At 68.5% G+C, this 22172-nt stretch carries 20 protein-coding genes and 1 pseudogene; 10 read left to right on the top strand and 11 right to left on the bottom strand.

What is annotated here, in order from left to right; all coding sequences use genetic code 11:
• Positions 1-3 precede the first annotated feature (3 nt).
• Positions 4-972 (bottom strand): formylglycine-generating enzyme family protein, encoded by a 969-nt coding sequence (locus VFQ64_RS02590; RefSeq protein ID WP_325101742.1) that lies wholly within the window; start codon positions 970-972, stop codon positions 4-6.
• A 15-nt stretch (positions 973-987) separates the two neighbouring features.
• Positions 988-1824 carry a formylglycine-generating enzyme family protein gene (locus VFQ64_RS02585; protein ID WP_325101741.1) on the bottom strand — a complete coding sequence of 279 codons (837 nt, stop codon included), beginning with the start codon at positions 1822-1824 and terminating at the stop codon, positions 988-990.
• 194 nt (positions 1825-2018) lie between these two features.
• Between VFQ64_RS02585 and VFQ64_RS02580 the strand changes: the two genes are divergently transcribed.
• Entirely contained in the window at positions 2019-2900 is an 882-nt protein-coding gene (locus tag VFQ64_RS02580; RefSeq protein WP_325101740.1) for a formylglycine-generating enzyme family protein, read from the top strand.
• Between the two features lie 4 nt (positions 2901-2904).
• Here the strand turns inward: VFQ64_RS02580 and VFQ64_RS02575 are convergent, their stop codons facing one another.
• Positions 2905-4644 (bottom strand): acyl-CoA dehydrogenase, encoded by a 1740-nt coding sequence (locus VFQ64_RS02575; RefSeq protein WP_325101739.1) that lies wholly within the window; start codon positions 4642-4644, stop codon positions 2905-2907.
• Positions 4645-4647: 3 nt separating this feature from the next.
• Positions 4648-5439: an SDR family oxidoreductase gene (locus VFQ64_RS02570; RefSeq protein ID WP_325101738.1), complete on the bottom strand. Its 792-nt coding sequence runs from the start codon at positions 5437-5439 to the stop codon at positions 4648-4650.
• A gap of 136 nt (positions 5440-5575) precedes the next feature.
• Here VFQ64_RS02570 and VFQ64_RS02565 point away from each other — a divergent pair, with 136 nt between their 5' ends.
• The 4 genes from VFQ64_RS02565 (at position 5576) to VFQ64_RS02550 (ending at position 9707) form a co-directional block, all read left to right on the top strand.
• Positions 5576-6154, top strand: a complete 579-nt coding sequence (locus VFQ64_RS02565; protein WP_325101737.1) for a hypothetical protein — start codon at positions 5576-5578, stop codon at positions 6152-6154.
• The gene (locus VFQ64_RS02560) at positions 6151-7671 is read left to right on the top strand and encodes a tannase/feruloyl esterase family alpha/beta hydrolase (protein ID WP_325101736.1); all 1521 of its coding nucleotides are present in this window, start codon (positions 6151-6153) and stop codon (positions 7669-7671) included. The genes VFQ64_RS02565 and VFQ64_RS02560 overlap by 4 nt, the downstream gene beginning before the upstream one ends.
• Before the next feature lie 126 nt (positions 7672-7797).
• On the top strand, positions 7798-8310 hold the full coding sequence (locus VFQ64_RS02555; RefSeq protein ID WP_325101735.1) for a cupin domain-containing protein: 513 nt from the start codon (positions 7798-7800) through the stop codon (positions 8308-8310).
• Positions 8307-9707, top strand: a complete 1401-nt coding sequence (locus VFQ64_RS02550; RefSeq protein WP_325101734.1) for an MFS transporter — start codon at positions 8307-8309, stop codon at positions 9705-9707. Before VFQ64_RS02555 ends, VFQ64_RS02550 begins: the two co-directional genes overlap by 4 nt.
• A 58-nt stretch (positions 9708-9765) precedes the next feature.
• Here VFQ64_RS02550 and VFQ64_RS02545 read toward each other — a convergent pair whose 3' ends face one another.
• Complete coding sequence (locus VFQ64_RS02545) at positions 9766-12363, bottom strand: TonB-dependent receptor (protein ID WP_325101733.1); 2598 nt, start codon at positions 12361-12363, stop codon at positions 9766-9768.
• Between the two features lie 273 nt (positions 12364-12636).
• Between VFQ64_RS02545 and VFQ64_RS02540 the strand changes: the two genes are divergently transcribed.
• Together VFQ64_RS02540 and VFQ64_RS02535 are read left to right on the top strand one after the other, a co-directional pair.
• Entirely contained in the window at positions 12637-13593 is a 957-nt protein-coding gene (locus tag VFQ64_RS02540) for an aldo/keto reductase (RefSeq protein ID WP_325101732.1), read from the top strand.
• Positions 13590-14858 (top strand): MFS transporter, encoded by a 1269-nt coding sequence (locus VFQ64_RS02535; protein ID WP_325101731.1) that lies wholly within the window; start codon positions 13590-13592, stop codon positions 14856-14858. The genes VFQ64_RS02540 and VFQ64_RS02535 overlap by 4 nt, the downstream gene beginning before the upstream one ends.
• Before the next feature lie 300 nt (positions 14859-15158).
• Here the strand turns inward: VFQ64_RS02535 and VFQ64_RS02530 are convergent, their stop codons facing one another.
• From VFQ64_RS02530 to VFQ64_RS02520, 3 genes are all read right to left on the bottom strand, one after another.
• Positions 15159-16460, bottom strand: a complete 1302-nt coding sequence (locus VFQ64_RS02530) for an NtaA/DmoA family FMN-dependent monooxygenase (protein WP_325101730.1) — start codon at positions 16458-16460, stop codon at positions 15159-15161.
• A gap of 82 nt (positions 16461-16542) precedes the next feature.
• Positions 16543-17691, bottom strand: coding sequence for a class I SAM-dependent methyltransferase (locus tag VFQ64_RS02525; protein WP_325101729.1), 1149 nt, complete (start codon positions 17689-17691; stop codon positions 16543-16545).
• Entirely contained in the window at positions 17691-18035 is a 345-nt protein-coding gene (locus tag VFQ64_RS02520) for a hypothetical protein (RefSeq protein WP_325101728.1), read from the bottom strand. The genes VFQ64_RS02525 and VFQ64_RS02520 overlap by 1 nt, the downstream gene beginning before the upstream one ends.
• A 183-nt stretch (positions 18036-18218) precedes the next feature.
• Here VFQ64_RS02520 and VFQ64_RS02515 point away from each other — a divergent pair, with 183 nt between their 5' ends.
• The 3 genes from VFQ64_RS02515 to VFQ64_RS02505 are packed head-to-tail and all read left to right on the top strand — an operon-like array spanning position 18219 to position 20138.
• Entirely contained in the window at positions 18219-18941 is a 723-nt protein-coding gene (locus tag VFQ64_RS02515; protein ID WP_325101727.1) for a hypothetical protein, read from the top strand.
• Complete coding sequence (locus tag VFQ64_RS02510) at positions 18941-19705, top strand: hypothetical protein (RefSeq protein WP_325101726.1); 765 nt, start codon at positions 18941-18943, stop codon at positions 19703-19705. Before VFQ64_RS02515 ends, VFQ64_RS02510 begins: the two co-directional genes overlap by 1 nt.
• 4 nt (positions 19706-19709) lie before the next feature.
• Complete coding sequence (locus VFQ64_RS02505; protein WP_325101725.1) at positions 19710-20138, top strand: heme-binding protein; 429 nt, start codon at positions 19710-19712, stop codon at positions 20136-20138.
• A gap of 9 nt (positions 20139-20147) precedes the next feature.
• On the opposite strand, the gene VFQ64_RS02500 is transcribed toward VFQ64_RS02505, so the two are convergent.
• The 3 genes and pseudogenes from VFQ64_RS02500 to VFQ64_RS02490 all read right to left on the bottom strand — a co-directional run.
• Positions 20148-20909 (bottom strand): enoyl-CoA hydratase/isomerase family protein, encoded by a 762-nt coding sequence (locus VFQ64_RS02500; protein ID WP_325101724.1) that lies wholly within the window; start codon positions 20907-20909, stop codon positions 20148-20150.
• A complete protein-coding gene (locus VFQ64_RS02495) occupies positions 20906-21757 on the bottom strand; it encodes a helix-turn-helix domain-containing protein (protein WP_325101723.1) in 852 nt (283 codons plus the stop codon). Before VFQ64_RS02495 ends, VFQ64_RS02500 begins: the two co-directional genes overlap by 4 nt.
• Before the next feature lie 139 nt (positions 21758-21896).
• Positions 21897-22172: pseudogene (locus tag VFQ64_RS02490) on the bottom strand (hypothetical protein); the annotation flags it as partial.

The following is a 22172-nucleotide window of genomic DNA, read 5'->3' as shown; positions in this document are numbered from 1 at the left end:
GGTTCAGTCGATCTCTCGGACCAGCCGGATGCCCGAGGCGACCGGCCGGTTCTTGCCCTCCTGCCCACCGCCCCGTGTCGCCGGGCGGGCGAGCCATACGCGGCTGTGAAAGGCACCGCCCTTGGTAAGCCGGTGGGCGCAGTCGCCGCCATTCGCCGCCGTCTGCGGCGTCCCATCGGCGGGCAGCTTGGCGTGATCGGACGCGGCGCAGTCGCTGACCCATTCCCAGACATTGCCGAGCATGTCGTGGACGCCCCAGGGGTTCGCGTCGAAGCTGGAGACCGGCACGGTCCAGCTGTTCGGACCCGAGCAGAGGAGTTCATCCGTCCAGCTGTCGGCGTTCTTGATTGCGGCATAGGTAGCGCTCGTCATGATCGCCGCCTTGGTGCAGATCGGCGTCACGCTGTCGCCCCAGGGCCGCGCGGTCCGTGTACCGGCGCGGGCGACATATTCCCATTCCGCCTCGCTCGGCAGCCGGTATCGCTTGCCCGTGCTCTTCGCCATCCACGCGGCGTAGTCGACCGCGTCGTCATAGCTGATGCAGACCGCCGGGTGATCGTCGGTCTGCGCGAAACCGGGCTTTTGCCAATTGACGACCTTGCCCGGTGTTCCCGCCCAGCTGTCGTCTTCGGCGTTATAGTCATGGCACTCGGTCGGCACCGGCCGCTTGGTGGCGGCGACGAAGCGGGACCATTGCGCGCGCGTCGTCTCGGCGGTGGCGATCGCAAACGGCTTGGCGAAGCTGATGTCGCGGACCGGGCCTTCATGGTTGCCGAAGCTTGCCGGCACCCCCTCGCGGGCGCGCTCCTCGGACGTCGAGCCGATCTTGAACGTGCCGGCCGGGATCACGACCATGGTCTGGCATTGCGCGCAGTCCTGGAAGGTCGCGCCCGATTTCTTGCCGGCCGCCGCGTCCTGCGCGAGGACGGGCGAGGCGAGCATCGCGAGCGACAGGCCGAGCAGGATGCGCATCGGGTATTGGTCCTTTCAGTCGAGCGACCGCGCGACGCGGAAGCCGGCGGCGAACATGCGGATATCGACGGCGAGCGGCGCGCCACGGACGGCGTGGCGCGTGAGCCAGAACGGGGTCTGGAACGCGCCCCCCTTCAAATAACGGCGGCTACAATCGCCGGTCGTCCGCGCCCCGCCGTCGGCGCGCGCCGTGCGGTTGTCGGGGGCGTTGCAGTCGGCCGACCATTCGAAGGCGTTGCCGATCATGTCATGCAACCCCCAGGGGTTTGGGGTGAAACTCGCGACGGGGACGGTGAAGCTGCGGCGGTCGGAGCAGAGGAAGAACCCCGCCATGCTCTTGGGGAAGCCCAGCGCCATGCCGGTGCCCGCCGACATGATGTTCGCCGCCTTGCAGCCGCGATCGGGCGCTTCGCCGAAATACCAAGGCGTGCTGGTGCCGGCGCGCGCGGCATATTCCCATTCGGCATCGCTGGGCAGGCGATAGGGTTTGCCGCTCTTCGCCGCAAGCCAATGGGTATAGGCGAGCGCGTCGTCATAGGCGATGCACACCGCCGGATGGCTGTCGTCCTGAGCGAAATTGGGTTTGCGCCAATTATAGCCCGGCTGCGGTCCCCAAGTGTCGCCCTTTGGTTCATGCACCCCGCAGGCAGGCGGGTCAGGGCGACGCGTCGCCTCGACAAAGGCGCGATACGCGCCTCGTGTCACCTCGGTGCGGCCGAGTGCATAAGGTTTGGCGAAGATGACGCGATAGGTCGGCCCCTCACGGTCGCCGAACAGCGGGATGATGCCGGCGCGCACACGCTCCTCGCTGGTGGAGCCGAGGGTCGCCGAGCCGGCGGGGATCCTCACCATCTCTGGGCAATCCGCGCAGTCCCTGAACGGCCGCGGCTCGGCCGCGAGGGCGAGCAGGAGGAGAAGCGAGCCGACCACGCGGTGATCCTGCGTGATGCGGGACACGCTGCCTAGGCGTCCGCCGCCGGTTCCCGCTATGCGGTGAGGGTCGCAGCCTGCATGGCAGCAGGCGCGGTTTTGCCCACCATCCGCATATGCCGACGCTCCTCCTCGCCCTTGTCGCGACGCTGCCGGGCCATAGCTTCCGCGATCGACCGGAGACGCCGGTGATGGTGGTGGTGCCGGCCGGACGCGTGCTGATGGGCTCCGACGAGGCCGAAACCACGCGCGAGGGCCGCCCGCCCGCCGCTGCGGCGACCGAGCGGCCGAGGCGCGAGGTTCGCTTCGAACGCCCGTTTGCCGTCGCCCGCGCACACGTCACCATGGCCGAGTTCGAGGCCTTCGCGAGCGCAACGCGGCGGCCGATGGCGGGCTGCCTCGTGGCCGTGGCCGGCAAATGGGGCGATGGGCCGTTGCCGGCGCACTCCTATCGAAACCCCGGCTTCCGACAGCGCCGCGATGAGCCGGCGGTGTGCATCGACTGGTCGGATGCGAGCGCCTATGCCGCATGGCTGTCGGCAAGGACCGGCTTTCGCTATCGCCTGCTGACCGAGGCCGAGTGGGAATACGCCGCGCGCGCCGGCGCCACGACCGCACGCTGGTGGGGAGACACGCCCGCTGCCATGTGCACCCACGCCAATGGCGGCGACCGCGCGTATGCGGCGGTGATGCCGGGGGACAAGACTGCGAACCTCAGCTGCTCGGATGGGTTCGCCTATACGAGCCGATGGCGCGCCTTTCCGCCCAACCCGTTCGGATTGCACGACATGCTCGGCAATGCGTGGCAGTGGGTGGCCGACTGCTTCACCCCGGTGCCGGGTGCGCTGAAATCCGCGGGCGCGTGTAAGGCTCGGTCGATCCGCGGCGGCTCGTGGCATAATGGCCCGCCCGTCCTACGCGCCGCGACGCGATTCAGTCTGCCGCCGACGATGCGCAGCAGCAGCCTGGGGTTCCGGGTGATGCGGGAGGTCGACTGATCGCCTAGTCGAAGGTCCCCGCCGACACCTTGGACTCGGAGCCTCGGGTGTCGACCGGCGTCAGCCATGCCGCAATCTTTGGAACCTCGTGGTCGAAGAAGTGGCGGCAGGTGCGTCGCTTCGCGGCGGTGAGGGCCAGGTCCTCGGCTTGGACCAGCGCCATGTCGAGCCAGAGCCAGGCGATAACGGCATGGCCGAAGGCGGAGAGGAAGGGCGTGGCGTTGTCGAATGCACTCTCCGGTTGCTTCACCGCACGGAGGCGCTCGAGCGTCAGTGCAATGTTCTCCCACATCTGGGCAAGCGTGACCGCGAAGGGCGCCAGCGTCACATCCTTGGCCGCGGCGGCGACCGTCAGCCCGATCCGGCACCGCAGCTCCGCCCAGCCGGCGGAGTCGCGGAGCAGCTTGCGACCGAGCAGGTCCAACGCCTGGATGCCCGTAGTGCCCTCGTGGATCGCGTTCAGCCGGTTGTCGCGGTAGAGCTGCTCGACGTCGAAGTCGCGCGTATAGCCATAGCCGCCATGAACCTGGATCGCGAGGTCGTTGGCCGCGAGCCCCCATTCCGACGGCCAGGTCTTGGCGACCGGGGTGAGCAGTCCGAGCAGCGCGGTGCTCGGCGCGTCGCCGTGCCGGTCTACCAGCATCGCGCAGTACAGGCACAGCGCCAGCGCGCCCTCGGCGTAGGCCTTTTGCGCGAGCAGCATGCGCTGAACATCCGGGTGCTCGGCGATCGCGATCGGCGGACCGGCGCGCTCGCCGATGGGCCGGCCCTGCAGCCGCTCGCGCGCATAGGCGACCGAATGGCGATAGCCGCGATAGGCCAGTGCCGCCGCGCCGATGCCGACCCCGATCCGCGCCTCGTTCATCATCAGGAACATCTGGCGCAGACCCTGTCCGGGATCGCCGACCATCCAGCCGACCGCACCGCCGCCCTCGCCGAGGTTGAGCAGGCAATTGACCGTGCCGCGATAGCCCATCTTGTGATTGAGCCCGGCGACCTGCACGTCGTTGCGAGCGCCATCGGGCAAGAGCTTGGGAACGATGAACAGCGACAGGCCTTCGGTCCCCTCGGGCAGCGCTCCGTCGGGGCCGGGCACCTTCGCCAGGACCAGGTGGACGATGTTCTCCGACACGTCGTGATCGCCGCCGGAGATCCACATCTTGTTACCGGTGAGGCGATAGCGGACGCCCAACGCATCCTCTCCGTCGCGCTCGGCGCGGGTGCGAACGTCGGCCAGCCCCGATCCCGCCTGCGGCTCCGACAGGCACATCGTCCCGAACCATCGTCCGGCGATCTGCGGCCGGGCAAAAGCGTCGATCTGCACGGCCGTGCCGAACGTCGCGATCAGCCGTGCATTAGCGACCGTGAGCATGGGGTAGGCGGCGGTCGCGATATTGGCGGCGGCGAACTGCGCGAACGATGCCGAGCAGACGATATAAGGCAGACCCAGGCCGCCGAGCTCGGGCGCGAAGCCAGCGGAGAACAGTCCAAGCGCCGCATATTCTCGCAACGCCATGCCGATCGCCGGCAGGACATGGACGCCGTCGGTCTCCAGCCGCGGCTCGTGCATGTCGGCATCCTTGTAGTGCGGCAGGAAATGGTCGGCTGCGACCTGTTCGGAGAGATCGAGGATCGCGTCGACCGTCTCGCGCCCGTGCTCGGCTACCGCCGGCAGGTCACCGATGCGCAGCCAGTCGTGCAACAGAAAATCGAGCTCGCGGCGGGGGATCAGCGGGTGCGGCACGTCTCAGATGATCGTCGTTCCGCCGTCGACGACGATCACCTGGCCGGTGATGTGCCCGCCGGCGTCGGAGGCGAGCAGCAGCGCCGGCCCCATCAGGTCGGTCTCGCCGCCGAGTTTGCCGAGCGGTGTCTGGCGGATCATCTCCGCCCCGTGCCGGTCGATCTCGCCGGAGGCCATCTTGGACGGGAAGAAGCCCGGCGCGAGCGCGTTGACGCGAATGTTCCTCGGCCCCCATTCGGCGGCCAACGCCCGCGTCATGTTGATAACCGCACCCTTGGCGGTGTTGTAGGCGATGGTTCCGGTTCGTTCCGGGTGATGACCGAGCAGACCCTCGATCGAGGCGACGTTGATCACGCTGCCGCCGCCCTGCGGCAGGAACGCGGCGCGCGCGACTGCCTGGGTCAGCACGAACAGGCCGGTCACGTTGAGGTCGATGACCTTGTTCCAACCATCGAGCGGGTGGTCTTCGGCGGGCGCCCCCCAAGTTGCGCCGGCGTTGTTGACCAGCACGTCGATCCGTCCGAGCGACGAGACGATCCGCGCGACAAGCTCGCCGGCGGCGTCGGCCTTGCCGAGGTCGGCGGCAAAGGCGTGTGCCGCGATGCCCCGCGTCTTCAGCGCCGCGACCGCACCGTCGAGCTCATCGGCCCGCCGCGCCACCAACGCCACCCGTGCGCCGTACTCACCCGAGGCGGTGGCGATCTGGAGCCCCAACCCGCGCGATCCGCCGGTCACGATCGCCACGCGCCCGGTGAGATCGAACAACGGGCGCAGCATCGGGGGCAGCGTGGTCATGCCGCACCGCTAGCCGCTGCGAGACCGAGGCCGATGCGCGGCCGCTCGGGCTCACCGGATAGTGGTGACGGGCCGATCCGCCGCTCGCGTCGGCGCCTTCGCCGCTACTCTCGGCGCTTCAGCCGAAGGAGCAGGAATGATGGGCTTACCACGAGTATCGCTGGCGCTGCTCGCGCTCGCCGCCGGCTCCTCCGCCTTTGGGCAAAGCGTGAAGCCCAGCTGCACCGCCAACACCAAGGCCTGCATGGAGGCGGCGGCGCGCGCCTACATCGCCGGCCTGTTGGCACATGACGGATCGAAGGTGCCGCTTGCCCGCAACGTCCGCCGTACCGAAAACGCGCTCACCAACGCGCGCGGCGAGAACGAGGTGCGCGAAAGCTTCGTGCGCACCGACATGGTGGAGGCCGCGCGCGACATCCGCCTCTATACCGACGTTCCCAACGGCGAGGTGGTCGCCTTTTTCCGGCTCGACGTCGACCTGAAGGAAGGCCGCGGCGGCGGCGATGCGACAACCAAGGCGGGCGATACCGAATACAAGGTCGCGGTGACAAAGCCCGCCGGCACCTACACGGTGCATGAGGCCGAACGCTTCAAGGTTCGCAACGGTCTGATCGAGGAGATCGAGATCATCGCGCATGTCGAGGACGGCAAGGGCCTCGGCTCCGGCTGGCCGGTCGAGCGGGACGCGGCGGTGAAGAAGGCGCCGGCCAAGTGATCCGGGCCGCGGTCGCGCTGGCGGCGGCGATCGCGCTCGCCGTACCACCGGCGGCGGCGCAGGTCAGACCACGGCCGACGCCGCCCGGGACCGGGGCGCCGCCGGGCGCCGACCCTGCCGCCGCCTGCGTCAAGTTGAAGGACGTCGACTTCTCGCTGACGCCCGACGCGCCCTCGCTGATCGTCAGCGCGGTTGCGAAACCGGCCGACAAGGACATGCCCCCGCATTGCCTCGTCAACGGGCGGATCGCACCGACGATCGGCTATCGCATGTGGCTGCCGCTCGCGACGTGGAACGGCAAGTTCGCGCAGACCGGGTGCGGCGGGCGCTGTGGCGACATCCTGGATGACGGGTGCCAGATCGTCGTCGCGCGCGGCTATGCCTGCCTCGCCGCGGACCTGGGTCACAAGGGCACCTTTTACGACGACCTGTGGGCGATCGACAACGTGCCAGGCGAGATCGACTTCGGCTTTCGCGCTACGCATGTGTCGAACATCACCGGCCGCGCCGTGACCGAAGCGTTTTACGGTACGAAGCCGCGCTATGCCTATTATTTCGGTGCCTCGACCGGCGGTCGGCAGGGGCTGGTGGAAGCGCAGCGCTTTCCCGCCGATTTCGACGGTATCATCGCCGGCGAGCCGGCGATGGGCCGGCCGGGGGCTTCGCCGCCCGAGGTTGGCCCCGCGCTGCGGGCGAGCGTCGCGGCGCTGCATGACGACGGCAAGCCGATCCTCGGTCCGGACGAAGTGATGATGGTCCACGCCGCAGCAGTCGCGGCCTGCGACATGGACGACAATCTGAAGGACGGCTTCATCTCCGACCCGCGCCGCTGCGGCTTTCGGCCGGCGCAGCTTGCCTGCCGGGCGGGGCGGACGAGCGGCTGCCTCTCGCCTCGGCAAGTCATGGGGCTCGATCAGGTCTATGCCAATGGCGCGATGCCCGGGTCCGAAAAGGGCTGGATCGGCGCCTATGTCGGGCCGAACGGGACACCTGGTCGCTATCGCTGGCGGCTCAAGAACCCGTACAAATATCCCTATGCCTGGATCTTCAACGACGCCACCAACCCCGACCTGCGCGCTTTCAAGGCGCGCGGCGGCAAGCTCATCCTCTATCAAGGCTGGGCGGACGAGGCGACCTATCCGCTGCACCCGGTCCTGTATTACGAGACCGTGGAACGGCTGATGGGCGGGCGGGGGGCGACGCAGGACTTCTTCAGGCTGTTCATGGTGCCGGGACAGAGCCACATACCTCAGGTCGGCGGCGGCGCCGAGACGGTTGATTACCTCAGCTACCTCGAAGCCTGGGTCGAGCGGGGGCGGGCGCCCGACGTGCTCCATGCCGAGAAGATGAAGCGGTTGGCGCGCTTCGCCGGGCCGGTGACCTATGCCGAGTTCCTGACTCCAGACAATGTCGCCTTTTCGCGGCCGGTCTATCCCTATCCGGTGCAGGCGCGGTACAAGGGTCGTGGCGATCCCGACCAGGCGGAGAGTTTCGCGCCCTTCATGTCCAGGCGCTGACCTGAGGGACGCGTCCGTCCCGACTCCCTAGCCAACAACCACATTGCGGTTGACTTCCGCCCGTCCGGTTGCGCGCATGCAGTCGGCCGGGCGTCATGCGCCACCCATCGAGGAGTTTGCGACGCGATGTTCCTTTTCACCCTGATCGCCGCGACCCTGGCGCAGGCCGTTCCGGCGACGGCCGATCGCGGCGTCCTGACGCCCAAGCAGCGCGCCGCCTGTGCGCGCCTCGACGCGGACTTCGCGCGGACCGGCAAGGTGTTGAAGATGTACCGCGCCTATACCGGGGCAGACGGCAAGTCGAAGATCGAGACCGTCGACGTGGCCGGAAAGGGCGGCGTCTATTACGGCGGCAAGGTCTCGCTGACGCAGTTCGACTTCGGCGATCCGACCAAGGTGGTGATCGTCTATGGCCACCCGAACATGGTGATCCCGCCGCATCCGTCGCCCTATCGCGAGATCTTCCTGATCCTCAGCGGCTCGTCGGAGGTCGTGCTGCCGGACGGCAAGCGCTACGCGCTGACCCCCGGCACGATGCTGTTGTCGGAGGATCAGGGCAGTACCGGCCGCGGCGGCAGCTCCGGTCCGTGCGGCTATGTCGCGCTCGATCTCCAGTTCAAGGACGCGGCGCCTAAATGACCCCGCAGGCGGCGCATCGCGACGGCGACATGAATGCGGAAGAGGCGGCGCCGAAGCTCCCGCGCTCGGTATGTTTGGGCTGGGGGCTCGGCACGCTGGGGCCGGTCACGGTCCTGACCGCGTCCAACGTGCTGCTGCTGCGCTATCTGACGGATCACGTCGGCATCGCCGCGGCGCTGGCCTCCACGCTGATTGCCTTTTCCAAGATCCTAGACGCCTTTCTCGACCCCGCGATGGGCTGGGTATCGGACCGCACCAATTCGAAGATGGGCCGCCGCCGGCCCTATCTGCTGATCGGCGGCGTGCTGCTGGCGTTGTCAGTGGTCGGGCTGTTCTCGATCCCCGACATTGCCGATTACGGGCTGCGGGCGACCTATGTCGGTGCGGTGCTCGTCTTCTACGCCATGGCGTATACCGTCTTCAACATTCCCTACCTGTCGATGCCGGCGGAGATGACCACCGACTATCACGAGCGGTCGTATCTGATGAGCTTCCGCGTCTATGCGGTGGGTCTGTCGACGATCGTTGCGTCGGTGCTGGGGCCGATCGTGCTCGCGCGGCTCGGTGGCGGCGCGGACGCGCACATGATCATGTCCGTCACCTTCGTGCCGATCATCCTCGGTTCCGCATATATCTGCTTCGCCGCGACGCGGAGCGCGCCCTTTGCGGAGAAGCCGCCCCAGACCCATTATCCGGTCGCCGAACAGATCCGCTCGGTCGCGGCGAACACGCCGTTCCTGGTGCTCATCACCGTCAAGTTCCTGACCCTGCTGTCGCTGGGTGTGCAGGCGGTGTTCGCGTTCTTCTTCACCTATGTGCTGCAGCTGTCCGACACCTGGCTGGGACAGTATTTCCTGGCGTCGTCAATCGCGATGATCGCGTCGCAGCCGCTGTGGCTGCGCGTGGTCCGGTGGAACGGCAGCAAGCGCAACACCTATATCATCGCGCTCACGCTGTCGCTGCCGGCGTTCCTCAGCTGGCTGCTCGCGGCGCCCGGCGACCCATCGTGGCATCTTTATGCGCGCGCGGTGGTGATCGGCGTGTCGGGGGGAGGGGCGATCCTGATGGGCCAATCGCTGCTGCCCGATACGATGGAATATGATCGCCGCCGCACCGGGCTGCGCCGCGAGGGCATCTTCGCGGGCGTCTATACGACCGTCGAGAAGCTGTCGGGTGCGATCGGCATCTCGGTCGTCGGTGCGATCATGTCGGCGGCGGGCTATCTTCAGTCCCAGGGGACGGCGGTCGAGCAACCCGCTAGCGCGATCCGCGCGATCTATCTCATCATGGGACTGCTGCCGGCGGCGATCAGCGTGCTCGGCATCGTCGCGTTGTTGTTCTACGGACTGACCGAGGAGCGGCTGAAGTCCACGACCCGCCTCGCCGCTGCCGCATAGCACACGAACAGAAAAGGGCCCGCCGTTTCCGGCGGGCCCTTCACGCGTTGTCCGATGCTCAGAAGCGGGCGCTGAGCCGTGCGCCGAAGGTCCGGGGCTCGGCATAGGCGCCGAAGAAGCCCTGGTCCGAACCGTTGCCCGCCGGCGGCGAGCCGAAGTCCGGGGCAACATTGCCGCCAGGATAGGTCTTGTTGTTGGTGACGTTGGTCACGAACGCCTCCAGCCGCAGCGGTCCGCTCTTGGCGCCGACGCGGATGTCCACCGTGGTGCGCCCCGGGATGTACGCGTAATTCGCGATGTCGGCCCATTGCCGACCGCGATAAACCGCCGCGATCGTCCCGAACGGCACGATGGCGTCGCCCTCTGCTTCGCCCTCATAGGACAGCACGCCCGAGGCCGTGATCTCCGGCGTGTTCGGCGTTTCCAGGCCGGAATAGTCGGTGATGCCGAAGAGCCGGATGTTGGCGGGGGTGGGGTCGAAATACCTGGTGCGGTTCGTCTTGTTGTAGGCGAACGTCGTCGACACCGACAGGGCCGGCGTGAAGTTGTAGTTGCCGGTGAATTCGACGCCATAGATCTCCAGCTCGCCGCGATTGGCGGTCACGGACAGGCTGGTGGCGAGCAGCGGCACCAGCGCCTGGAAGGTGATCTGCTGATCGCTCAGCTTGCCGTAATAGGCGTTGATGTCGAAATAGCCTTCGCCGCCCGCGAAATTGCCCTTGAAGCCGAGCTCGCCGATCTTGAGCTTCTCTTCCGCAAAGGTCGGGTCGGTGACGCCGAACACATCGTTGATCGCGGTGGTCACGCCGGCCACCGTCAGCGCCGGGTTGGTTGCGTAGATCGAGTTGCTCGAATTGAAATAGCTGAGCAGGCCGTTGTTGAAGCCGCCGGGCCGACTGCCCTGCGCGAAGGACGCGTAGAGTTTGCGGCCGCCCCCGACGTCATAGTCGAGCGAGACACGCGGATTGAACGACTTGAAGTCGTCCTGGACGGAGTTGATGACCTGACCGGTCAGGAAGGCGATCTGCGCGTTGCTGCGCTTGTCGACCTGGTAGCGGCCCTCGGCGCTCAGCGTCAGCCGCTCATCGAACATCTTCAGATACGCGCCGGCGAAGGCGCCATAGGTCTTGGCCCGATCGTCGCCGATGTTGAGCAGCAGCGGCACGAAGGTCTGCACGGGATTGGGGTTCGCAAGCGTCGGCTGGATATTCGACGTCCGCGTGTTGGTCGCGTTGCTGAGGTTCTTGGCGTTGACGTAGGTGCCGCCGATCGTCCAGCTGAACGCCCGCTCCGGATCCGAGCTGAGACGGAATTCCTGGCTGAAGTCGGTGAACTTGTTCGACAGGCCGAAGAACAGCACCGAAAAGGCGGAGGTCGGCGACGGGGGGCGACCGATGCCGTCGACCGCCTGGATCACCGCATTGGTATGATAGCCGGTGATCGACTGCAGCTTCAGATAGTCGCTGATGGTGAGGTTGACGATGCCGTGGCTGTTGAACGCGTTGCGCTGCAAGCCGGCTTTGCGCTTGAAGCCTTCGCCGGCGAGATACGGGACCGAGAAGGTCGCCGCGGCATGGTCGTTGGGGATCAGCGTCCGCGAATAGGCGATCGCGCGCGAGAGGCCGGGCACCTCGCCGCAGATCGTCGGCCGCGCCGGTGACGCGATGGTCGCGCCCGGCAGCAGCACCGGAATGCCGCGCACACAGTTGGTGACCGCGCCCAGCGCCGTCACGGTGCCCGCCGGCGGTATGCCGCCGGGGCCCGCGGCGGTGGTGATCGTCGCGTCCGGGAAGATGTTGACGGTCGCCGACGGGCCGTCCTCATCGTGGAAGTAGTTGGCGTAGAGCTTGACCTCGAGCGCTTCCGCCGGGGTGAAGTCGACGGTCGCCGACAGCGAACGGCGCGACCGCGCACCCAGGCGCTGGCCGCCCGGGTTGAAGGCGTTGGTGATCCAGCCGTCGTTCGACTCCTCCAGCGCGGTCAGGCGGACGCCCAGCAGGTCGCTGACGATCGGGCCGGCGATGCTGGCTTCGACGCGGTGGGTCTCGCGTTCGGCCACCGTGATGTCGAGGCCGTAGGTCCATTCGTTCGGAATGGCCTTGGTGCGATAGGAGATCGCGCCGGTCATCGACGCGCGGCCGAAATAGACGTTCTGCGGACCGCGCAGCACCTCGACCGCGCCGATGTCCATGCCGGCCGGGATCTCGTTGCCGATCACCGCGGCGCCGTCGAGGAACATCGAGCCGGCGCCGGTGACGCCGCCGTTGCGCGCCAGGTTGAGGCCGCGGAAGATGATCGGGCGGTTGCCGCCGCGATCGTTGCGCGAGTTGCCCGGCGTGAAGTCGCTGAACTGCAGGCCGGGAACGAAGTTCGCGAGCTCGGCGGTGCTGGTGAGCTCGAGCTGTTCGAGCCTGGCCGACGTCACCACCGTGATCGCCAGGGGCACGTCGGTGATCGATTCGTCCCGGCGGCGCGCGGTGACGGTGATCTCACCGGTCGGCGCGGCCTGCTGCGCTTCGGCGGCGGGAACCTGCGGGTTCGGCGCGTCCGCCATCGGCTGCGGTTGCGGCTCCTGCTGCTGAGCGGCCACGGGCGCGGCGAGCGCCGCGCTGAGGATCGTGGCGCCCAAAAGTGCGGTCCTGAAGTTCCTGCGCATGTCTCGCTCCCTTTTCGCCGTTCGGGCGGTGTCCCCAATGTCGGTTCGACGACGACCAGCCCAGGGCTATGGGTCGCGCGTCGAGAGGGTTGAAGAAGACCGACAGCGCCGCCCCCCAACAAGCCGCCCGCCACATCCACCCATCTAGCGGGTGAAGCGTGGCGACCGCGGGCGGGTTCGGCGGCCCACCGCCCGAAGGTCGGGTAAGCCGCCGCGCCATGCGCCGGACGCCCCCGCCCGCTGATAGCCTGACGCACTCGTTGAGGAATTGTCATGCGCTACCGCCAGCTCGGTCGCTCCGGTCTTACGGTCTCGGTCGTCGGCCTTGGCTGCAACAATTTCGGCGGCAAGCCCGTCAACGCGGAAAGCGGCACCGTCTATGGCTTGATGCCGGTCGAGGACACGCGCGCGGTGGTCGACGCCGCCTTCGACGCGGGCGTGACCTTCTTCGACACCGCCGACGTCTATGGCGATGGCGGGTCGGAGGAGCAGCTGGGCGCGATCCTGAAGGACCGGCGCCATCAGGTCGTGCTGGCGACCAAATGGGGCTCGGGCATGGAGGCGCGGCACGATACCGCGCTGGGTTCCCGCCGCTACATCCGCCAGGCGGTGGAGGGCAGCCTGCGGCGCCTGGGCACCGACTATATCGACCTGTACCAGATGCACTGGCAGTGCCCGCGCACGCCGCTGGAGGAGACGATCGCCGCGCTCGACGAGCTCGTCCAGGCCGGGCTGGTCCGCTATGTCGGTCATTCCCATTTCACCGGCTGGGAACTCGCCGACGCGGATTGGACCGCTCGGACCAACGGCCATAACCGGTTCGTCTCCGCGCAGAACCACTACAGCCTGCTCGCGCGGGACGCCGAGCGCGAGCTGATCCCCGCATGCGAGCGGTTCGGAGTTGGGCTCCTGCCGTATTTCCCGCTCGCGAACGGCTGGTTGACCGGCAAGTATCGGCGCGACCGGCCCGCCCCCGCCGGCGCGCGCATGGCTGGACGCGAGATCGACGCGCGGACCTATGACGTGATCGAGGCGCTCGCGGCGTTTGCGGACGCGAGGGGGCGCTCGATGGTCGACATCGCCATCGGCGCGCTGCTCCACCGGCCGGCGGTCGGCTGCGTCATCGCCGGCGCGACGCGACCCGAACAGGTGGTCGCCAACGCCGCCGCGTCCGACTGGATCGCGACCGATGCCGACATGGCGGAGCTCGACACGGTGCTGGCGGGATGACGGCCGTCGCTCTCCACGAGCCCGCGCCGGGCGCGCGCGTCGCGGAGTTCCGACGCGCGTGGCGGGTGGTGCTCGCCGCCGCGCTGGGCGCCGGCACCGGCGCGGTGCCGATCGCCTTTTACAGTTTCGGCGCGCTGGTCGGTCCGCTCTCCGCCGCGTTCGGCTGGAGCCGCGCGGAGATCACGGCGGCGCCGCTGTTCCTGACGATCGGCGGGCTGGTGGCGGGCATCTTCGCGGGCGCGGCCGCCGACCGTTACGGCGCCCGGCGCGTGGTGCTGATCTCGCAAGTCGCACTGGTGCTCGCCTTTGCGGCGATGGCGCTGCTGCCGCGCTCATTACCGTTGTTCTACTTCGGTTATGCGATGATCGCGGTGCTCGGCGCCGGCACCATGACCATGACCTGGACGCGCGCGATCACCGGCTGGTTCGTCGCGGGGCGGGGACTGGCACTCGGGCTGTCGCTGGTCGGCACCGGCCTGATCGGCGCGCTGTTGCCGACCTATGTCAATCGTCTGGTCGAGGCCTATGGCTGGCAGGGCGCGTTCATCGGCCTGGCCGCGCTGCCGCTGCTGCTGGGCATGCCGCTGACGATCGCCTTCTTCCGCGAGCCGGAGGAGGCCGGCGCGCGCGGCGAGGCGGCACCCGCGGTGGACGAGGGCGGCTTTAGCTTGCGCCAGGCGCTGGCGACGCGCTGCTTTTGGCAGATGGTGCTGTCGTTCACCGTCGTCGCGGTGGCGATCTCGGCGATCAACGTCCATGCGGTGCCGCTGCTCACCGATCGCGGCGTCACGCCGGCGGCGGCGGCGGCGCTGGCAGGGCTGATCGGCCTGGCGGTGACCGGCGGGCGGCTGGTCAGCGGCTTCCTGCTCGACCGGATGTCGGGACCGTTGCTCGCCTTTCTGATGTTCGGCCTGCCGGCGCTCGCCTGCCTGTTGCTGGTCGGTGCGGGCACCAACCTGTGGCTGTGCGGACTGGCGATCGCGATCGTCGGCCTCGCCGCCGGCGCGGAGCATGACATCGCCGCTTATTTCTGCGCGCGCTATTTCGGGCGCAAGCACTACGGCAAGACCTATGGCCTGCTCTATACGCTGTACGGCGTCGGAGCGGGATTGGGTCCGTTCGTCGCGGGTTGGGCGGTGGGCGAGAGCGGCGATTATCGTCCGGCACTTTACGGCGGCGCCGCGCTGTTCGCGACGGCCGCGGCGCTGATCCTGACGCTGAGAGGGCCGGTGGATGTCTCAAGTGATGTTGCACCCGCCAAATAGCAGGCGCACGTGGGGCAAGTGGATGCCGACGACCTGAGCCGAGGGCGTCGTAAAGTTACACTAAGGTCACACCATTGGGGAGGAGGTCCGGCGCGCGCTCGAACTTGTCGAAGTTGCCGTTCGTACCGTGCATCGGGATGGCCGATCACCCATCGACTATTCCGTTTGTCCACGTCTGAGAAAGAGCGGGCGCCGATCGGCGCCGAGTCGCGATCGTCTTGGCACGGTGGGTCTGTTGTAGGACAGAGCCACAGGGCAACTTGGGGCTGAACGGCAGAGATATGTTCACGCCCTGCCGGATCAAAACTCCGCCAGATGCCCCCTGAGCGTGGTGGCCGCGTATTCGCGCCGCACCAGCCCGCGGCGCTGGAGGATCGGCACCAAGCCGTCGAGCACCTCGGCGAGATAGCGCCGGGTGAGCGGCCGGGCATGCATCAGGAAGCCGTCGCCGCCGATCTCCTCGATCGCCGCCTCCATCCTGTCGGCGACCTGTTCGGGGGTGCCGATCAGCTTGAGCGAGGTCGTCTCCTGTTCGCACAACGCCTCACGCAGGCTCTTGCCGCCCTTCGCCTTCGCCTTGATCGACGCGACGAAGCCCTGGAAGCCTTGAATGTCGGCGGGATCGATATCGGGAAAGGGCGCGTCGAGATCGAACTTGGTCCAGTCGAGGCCGGTGTGCAGCGTCAGGCGTCCGAGCCTTTGTGCGAGGATCGTCGGCGTCATGCCGACGACCTCCTCGTAACGTGCCTGTGCCGCCTCTTCGGTGTCGCCCAGCACCGGCGAGATCAGGAACATCACCTTGGCCTCGTCCGGGTCGCGGCCGTGCGCGACCATCCGCTCGCGGATGTCGTCCCGGAACTCCTTGAGCGCGGGCACGCTGTCGCGGCCGAAGGTCGAGCACAGGATCACTTCGGAATGCTTGGCGGCGAAGTCGCGACCGGCGGGTGACGAGCCCGCCTGGCAGATCACCGGCCGGCCCTGGGGCGAGCGGGTGACGTTGAGGGGGCCGATCGAGCGGTGGTATTTGCCCTCGAATGTGAACTCGCGGAACTTGGTCGGGTCGACATAGCGGCCGGTCTCAGCGCTCATCTCCCACGGATCGGGCTCCCAGGCGTCCCACAGCTGCTTGACGAGATCGAGCATCTCGTCGGCGATCGCATAGCGTTCGTCGTGCGGGGGCTGCTTGTCGCGCCCGAATGCCTGCGCGGCCCAATCCTCCGACGAGGTGACGACGTTCCAGCCACAGCGCCCGCCCGACACGAGATCGAGCGAGTTGATCTGCCGGGCAAGAAGGAAGGGCGGGTAGAAGCTGGAGGAGAAAGTGCCGATGATGCCCAGCCGGCGGGTCGCCTCCGCCAGCACCGGCATCACGATCATCGGGTCGATGCGGGGTTCGAGGTTGTTCTTGTCGTTGGTGAGGACGACGTGATCCTCGATCATGATGAAGTCGAAGCCCGCGCCCTCCAGCTGACGGACCATGTCCTTGAGGAAGGACAAGGTCTGCCACCGTTCCGGATGGATGTCGTTGCCCGCCCAGCGATCCGCGCCGTTCGCCGTCCAGCCATGGGCGCGGGGATTGGTGAACCAGGCGAGATGGAACATCGGGAAACTCCGTGGAAGCCGGCGGCCGATGGACGATGGGCGCGCCACGGACGCGCGCCAGCCCGTCAGCGGGGCGCGCCCATTATCCGGTGCGCGCGGGCTTCGTCGTGCCGCGATAGCCGGCCGAAGCGGCGCGCCGCTTTTTCTGGCCGGCCATGCCCTTCAGATACACCGCCTCGCGCGCGCCGGACGTGAAATACGCCTCGGGCGGGAAGCCTGCGGTCGCGAACGCCTCGGCCAGATCGAGCTTGCGCAGGCCGACCGCGAACGGCTCGTTGGCGTTGTAGTTGAACCAGGTAGTGAAGAACTCGTCTTCGTGATCGGCCGCCGGCGGATGCGCGCCGTCGATCAACAGCATGCCGCTTTCGCCGAGCAGCCGATGGCTTTCGGCGAACATGGCGCGGATCTGCGGCACCGGATTCTCGTGGGTCAGCAGGCACGAGGTCACGAGGTCGAAATGGCCGTCCGGGAAGTCGGTGCGGGCGGCGTCCTGCTGCGACAGGTGCACCGCCACCCCCATGCTCTCGGCGCGGGCATGGGCATAGCGGACCATCGGCGCGCTGATGTCGATGCCGTGCACCTCCGCGTCCGGGTAGAGACGCTTCCATGGCAGCGTGGAAAAGCCGCAGCCGCAGCCCATGTCGAGGATGCGCCGCGGGCGGAATTCGGGGAAGTTTTCCGCGAACCACCCGGTCATCGCCCGGCCGAGCCCCTCATTGTCCTCGCCCATGCCGCCGTACGCGAATTGATAGACGCCGCGATCGTAAAGCGCCGCGGCATAGACGTCGCCCGGCCCGAGCTCGCGATGAAAGTTGCCCGGCATGACGTGGATGTCGACCATGTCGAGGTAGCGCGGCACCGCCACGTCGGGGTTCAGCCTCATCGACCCCTTGGGATCGGCGATCGACGCCGCCGCCCGGTCGAGCCCGTCCAGCTGGCGCTCGACCGATTCGCCGACCGTGTCCCACAACAGCTCCTGCGCGCTGCGGCCGACCAGGTTCGCGGCGCGGTAGAAGAAACTAGGCTCCAGCGCCTCGCGCACCTCGCGGACATCGGTCGGCGCGTGGCCGGTGCGACGCTCGAACGCGGGACGGTGCACATCCTCATAGACGTCGCGTACGCCGGGCCAGAGGGTCTCGGTGAACAGCTTGCGCAGCGATCCGCAGAATGCCTCGCGCGCGGCTTCGTCGTGGGTCTGATCGGGCAACACGGCGTGGCGGGCCTGGGGCATCAGATCGACTCCTGGGCTTGGTGATCGGCGGCGGGCTCGAGTTCTTCGAGCATGACCCGGTATACCCGGCGCAGCATCGCTTCGCGTACCGCCGCCCGCTCGGCAAGCACCGCCTCGGTCGGATCGTAGTTCTCGATCGCCTGTGCGGTAGGCGGCAGGCCCGCCTCGACGAGTTTCTCAACGGTGTCGACGCGTTCGCGCGCGGCGCTCACCTCCGCCATCAGCGCGGTGAGCATCATCATCACGCGATCGAGATCGGGGTCGCCGAGATAATCCGGACGTCGGGGCCCGCGCGCCACCCGTGGGCGTGGAGAGCGTTCCGCTACGGCCGTCCTGTCCGTCATGGGGCGACGCTAGCGCGCCGCGCCCGGCCCGGCGAGGCGGTCGGCGGCGACGCCCAACATGCGGTGGGACCCGCTGCCGTCGCGCCACGCTCGCCCGCATACTGGTCGCACCCTGCCAAGTCCGTGGCGATGAGGCGCGCCGACGTGCCAAGCCGTTCGCGTCCGATCGGAGCGTGACAGTCCATGCACGAGATTATGGAACTCAAGATGCTGGTCCACGGGCTTCGCGCACTTGGTGAGTTCGCCCGCGCCGCGCCGGTCGATGCGGTCGGTTTCGCCCGCGCGGCGGGCTTGGGCGCGGACCGGGCCGCGACGCTGCTCAACGTCTATGAGCAGACCGGCTATGCGTTGAAGGTACCGCACGGCCCGCTGCACGTGCCGACGCGTCTAACGCTCGAACTCTTCGCCGATGCCAACCCGCTCGGCGCGCTCGCGGCCTGCGCGATCGAACCGGTGGCGACCCTGGCGGCGGAGACCGGCGCCGCCGCGACGCTGAGCATCCGGCGCGATGGCCGGACGCTGTGCTGCACCGCCTCGCAGGCCCTGGCCGAGCCGCACCTGCGGGTCGGGGGTGGGCAGGGGTTGCACGATGGCACCATCGGGCTGCTGCAGCTCGCCTGTGCGCGGTCGCTCGCCGAGGATCCGGGCGGTTTCAGCATCGTGCGCGCGGGCGAGGGCATCGATCAGACGATGGCCGCGCATGGCACGGTCGCGGTGCCGGTCGTCACCGACCAGAACGACGTGGCGGTGCTTGCCGTCCATGCCGACTCCGCCGCCGCGCGCGCCGGCGACCTCCTGCCGGCCATGCGCCGCACCGCGCGGCTGATCGTCCGGGCACAGCGCGAAACCTTGGCGGCGGTGTCCGGTGCGCCACCGTCCCTGCTCTCGCTCGCGACCTTTCATTGATGCCGGCGGAGCCCGCGGCGGTGGTCCCTCCCCGCCGGCGCCCCGGCGCGCGGGGGCGGATCGGAGTGATCCAGCCGGCACCCGGCGTGATGCTGGAACATGAATGGCCGCGCTGGCTGCCTTCGGGCATGCTCTTTCCCGTGCAGCGCCTGCGGATGAGCGGCGTCGACAAGCCCGGCTATCGCGCGCTCGCCGCCGCCGCGCCGGACGCCGCGCGGGATCTGGCCAGCGCGGGCGCGGACATCGTCGCCTATGCCTGCACCGTTGGCAGCCTGTTCGACGGACCGGCGGCCGAAGCGGCGCTGGTGGCGGGGATGGCGCAGGCCTCAGGCAAGCCCGCTCTCAGCCTTGCGGAAACATCGCTTATGGCGCTGGCCGCGCTCGGCGTCCGGCGGCCGGCCGTGATGACCCCATATCTTGCCGAAACCAACCGATGGGTCGCGGACTACGTCGCCGCCGCTGGAATGGCGGTCGCGGGCTTCGTCCCGATGCCGGTCGGCATCGCCACGGTGGGCGACCTGCACACGGCGGAAGTCGCGGCGGTGGCGCTGGCCGGGCTCGCCGCGCTGCCCGACGCCGATGGGCTGTGGATCCCGTGTACCGCGATCCAGACGATGGAAGCGATCGCGATGATCGAGGCGATCGGGGGACGCCCGGTGGTGAGCGCCACCCAGGCGCTGCTCTGGCGCGCGCTGGCGATGCTCGATGTTGAAACGACGATCGAGGGCGCAGGCGCGCTCTTCACCACGACCAGCCAAGGATGAACCCATGACCCAGCTCACGCTCGCCCATGCTAGAGGTATCATCGCCGCCGCGCATGCGGGCGCGGCCGAGGCGGGGATCGCCAGCGCCAGCGTGGTGGTGACCGACGCCGGCGGGGCGGTCCGCGCGGCGGAGCGCGGCGATGCCGTAGGCACTTTCGGCGTCAGCATCGCGACCGCCAAGGCGCGGACCGCCTTGGGTTTCGGTCGCTCCTCGGCGAAGCTGGCCGCGGTGTTCGGCGACAAGCCGGCGGTGGTGACCGGGCTCGCCGGTGCGGTCGGCGGCGACTTCCTGCCATTGGGCGGTGGGGTGGTGATCGTCGACGCGGCGGACACCGTCATCGGCGCGGCCGCGATCGCGGGCGGCGCGCCGGATGTCGATCACGCGGTCATTACCGCCGCGGTCGAGGCGGCGGGGTTGAAGGCGCGGGCGTAGCGTCCGCGGCTAGGCCTTCGCCAGCGCCGACACGCTCTCCAGCGCGAGGCCGATCGGCAGATCGGCGGTGACCAGCCGCTTGAGCCGCTGGGTCAACCCGACCCTGGCGCCACGCAGCGTCTGGTCCGGCTGGCGCGCGAGTCGCTCCGCAATCGCATGCGCACGGGGCAGCAGCGCTTCGGCCGCGAGCACCTCGTTGCACACGCCGAGCGCCAGCGCGTCCGCCGCCTCGATCCGCTGCTGCGTCAACAGGAAGTAGCGTCCGCGCACCGACCCCAGCACATCGGGCCAGAGCACATGCACGCCGTCGGTCGGGCTGACGCCATTGTCGAGATGCGGCTTGTCCTGAAACGCCGCACCCTCGGCGGCGAGGATGATGTCGCAGGTCAACAGATACTCGCTGTGGATCAGCGCCGGGCCGTTGACGGCGGCGATCATCGGTACATCCACGTCAAGCAGAGCGGCGAGCAGCCTGCGCCCCTCGCGGAACTGGACCCCCCAGCGCTCGGCCAGCGTCAACGCGGGATCGGGGCTCATCGCCGGCGAGCGATCGAACTCCGCGCACCAGTCATCGCCGGTCCCGGTCAGGATCACGACCCGGTTGGCGCGATCGGCACCGACCCGCCCGAACGCATCGATCAGCTGCGCGCGCGCTACCGCGCTGAAGCGGAACGGCCCGCCATCGCTGTGCAGGCGCATCTCAAGGACGCCGGCCTCGCTCCGCGCCATGGCCAGGACCGAATAGTCGCCGGCATAGCCCGGCGCGGTCACAGCGCGCGCTGCAGTTCCGCGGCCCCGCGCATCGCGTGGAAGTCGGGCAGCCGGATCTCGCCGTCGTCGTCGAGCGGCTGGCGCGACGTCGCCGCCTCGCCGATCCGCGCCGCCAGCATCCGCAGGTGCGGCGCATATTCCGCGACGACATGCGCGCTGGTCATCGCCTGCGTCATGTAAATCATCATCAGGCTCGCGACACAGCGGCCGCCCATGAAGATCGGAAAGGCGATGCTTTGCTCGGGCGCGTTGCCGGGCGGCGGCTGGAAGGCGAAGCCGTTCTCGATCACCGGGCCGATCAGCAGGTCGAGTGCCGAGTCGTTCTCCGCCCGCTGGCGATTCCAGCTGTCGGTCGACGTGCACAACATGGTGCGGAGCCGCGCGCGCTCCGCCTCCTCGGCGAAGGCATAGGCGACGAGGCCGCTGGACGAATTGAGCATGGCGATCGACGCGCCGACGCGGCGGCGATGGAGCCACAACGTCGTGGCGGGATCGGTGGTCGAGCGCAGCACCATACGGTCACCCGACGCGGTGGCGATCGCGAGCGGCCAGCCGATCCGCCGGGTGAGGCTGAACAGCAGCGGCGTGGCCGTCTCGACGATCCAGCAATCCTCGGAGAAACCATCGGCGAGGCCGCAGACCTTGGCGCTCAACCGATAGCGTTTGTCATCGGGAACGCGCTGGACATACCCCTCGGCCAGCAGCGTCAGCAGGATGCGCTCGGCGGTGGTGCGCGGTAGCGCCAGATGCCGGGCAAGCTCGGTGATCGAGATCGTCTCCGTCTCGTTGAGCAGCGCGAGCACCTTGAGGCCGCGCTTCAGCGAACGCAGTTCCTGGTCGGCTTTCATAGCGCGTCCTCCTCTTCACCCGGTGCAACGACATCGTTGCGGGGCCGGAAAGAAGCTAACACAGGCAATCGGCGTAGCAACATTGGTGCAACAATACGCAGCGGCCTATGTGTTTATTGCATGCTGCAGGTGCTAAGGGTTAGGTCCGTGCGGTCGCCCGCATCGCCACGCCTCCGTCTGGTGCGAGCGCGACCAGATCGGTTTCGTCGCCGCGGGCGTTCAGACCCAGTGTAAAGGGTGCGCCGTCGAACAGTGGGCGCAGCGCGCGAAAGCCGAACGCTTGCAGCGGTTTGGCCGGTCGAGACCGGAGATGATGGTCGATCAGCAGCGTCGCGATCAGCGGGCCATGGACGACGAGCCCCGGATAGCCCTCCCGGTCGCGGGCATAGTCGCGGTCATAGTGGATGCGGTGGGC

Source organism: Sphingomonas sp. (assembly GCF_035714405.1).
Lineage (GTDB): Bacteria > Pseudomonadota > Alphaproteobacteria > Sphingomonadales > Sphingomonadaceae > Sphingomonas.
Note: the sequence above shows the minus strand (reverse complement) of the source record. Positions and strands in the feature narration are given on the sequence as shown.

Bases quoted from the DNA above. Each gene is read 5' to 3' on its own strand.
- VFQ64_RS02565 (WP_325101737.1), top strand. From the start codon at position 5,576: ATGATGGGCTTACCACGAGTATCGCTGGCGCTGCTCGCGCTCGCCGCC.
- VFQ64_RS02585 (WP_325101741.1), bottom strand. From the start codon at position 1,824: ATGGTGAGGATCCCCGCCGGCTCGGCGACCCTCGGCTCCACCAGCGAG.
- VFQ64_RS02545 (WP_325101733.1), bottom strand. From the start codon at position 12,363: ATGCGCAGGAACTTCAGGACCGCACTTTTGGGCGCCACGATCCTCAGC.
- VFQ64_RS02540 (WP_325101732.1), top strand. From the start codon at position 12,637: ATGCGCTACCGCCAGCTCGGTCGCTCCGGTCTTACGGTCTCGGTCGTC.
- VFQ64_RS02495 (WP_325101723.1), bottom strand. From the start codon at position 21,757: ATGAAAGCCGACCAGGAACTGCGTTCGCTGAAGCGCGGCCTCAAGGTG.
- VFQ64_RS02525 (WP_325101729.1), bottom strand. From the start codon at position 17,691: ATGCCCCAGGCCCGCCACGCCGTGTTGCCCGATCAGACCCACGACGAA.
- VFQ64_RS02535 (WP_325101731.1), top strand. From the start codon at position 13,590: ATGACGGCCGTCGCTCTCCACGAGCCCGCGCCGGGCGCGCGCGTCGCG.
- VFQ64_RS02515 (WP_325101727.1), top strand. From the start codon at position 18,219: ATGCACGAGATTATGGAACTCAAGATGCTGGTCCACGGGCTTCGCGCA.
- VFQ64_RS02555 (WP_325101735.1), top strand. From the start codon at position 7,798: ATGTTCCTTTTCACCCTGATCGCCGCGACCCTGGCGCAGGCCGTTCCG.
- VFQ64_RS02530 (WP_325101730.1), bottom strand. From the start codon at position 16,460: ATGTTCCATCTCGCCTGGTTCACCAATCCCCGCGCCCATGGCTGGACG.
- VFQ64_RS02580 (WP_325101740.1), top strand. From the start codon at position 2,019: ATGCCGACGCTCCTCCTCGCCCTTGTCGCGACGCTGCCGGGCCATAGC.
- VFQ64_RS02590 (WP_325101742.1), bottom strand. From the start codon at position 972: ATGCGCATCCTGCTCGGCCTGTCGCTCGCGATGCTCGCCTCGCCCGTC.
- VFQ64_RS02510 (WP_325101726.1), top strand. From the start codon at position 18,941: ATGCCGGCGGAGCCCGCGGCGGTGGTCCCTCCCCGCCGGCGCCCCGGC.
- VFQ64_RS02520 (WP_325101728.1), bottom strand. From the start codon at position 18,035: ATGACGGACAGGACGGCCGTAGCGGAACGCTCTCCACGCCCACGGGTG.
- VFQ64_RS02505 (WP_325101725.1), top strand. From the start codon at position 19,710: ATGACCCAGCTCACGCTCGCCCATGCTAGAGGTATCATCGCCGCCGCG.
- VFQ64_RS02570 (WP_325101738.1), bottom strand. From the start codon at position 5,439: ATGACCACGCTGCCCCCGATGCTGCGCCCGTTGTTCGATCTCACCGGG.
- VFQ64_RS02550 (WP_325101734.1), top strand. From the start codon at position 8,307: ATGACCCCGCAGGCGGCGCATCGCGACGGCGACATGAATGCGGAAGAG.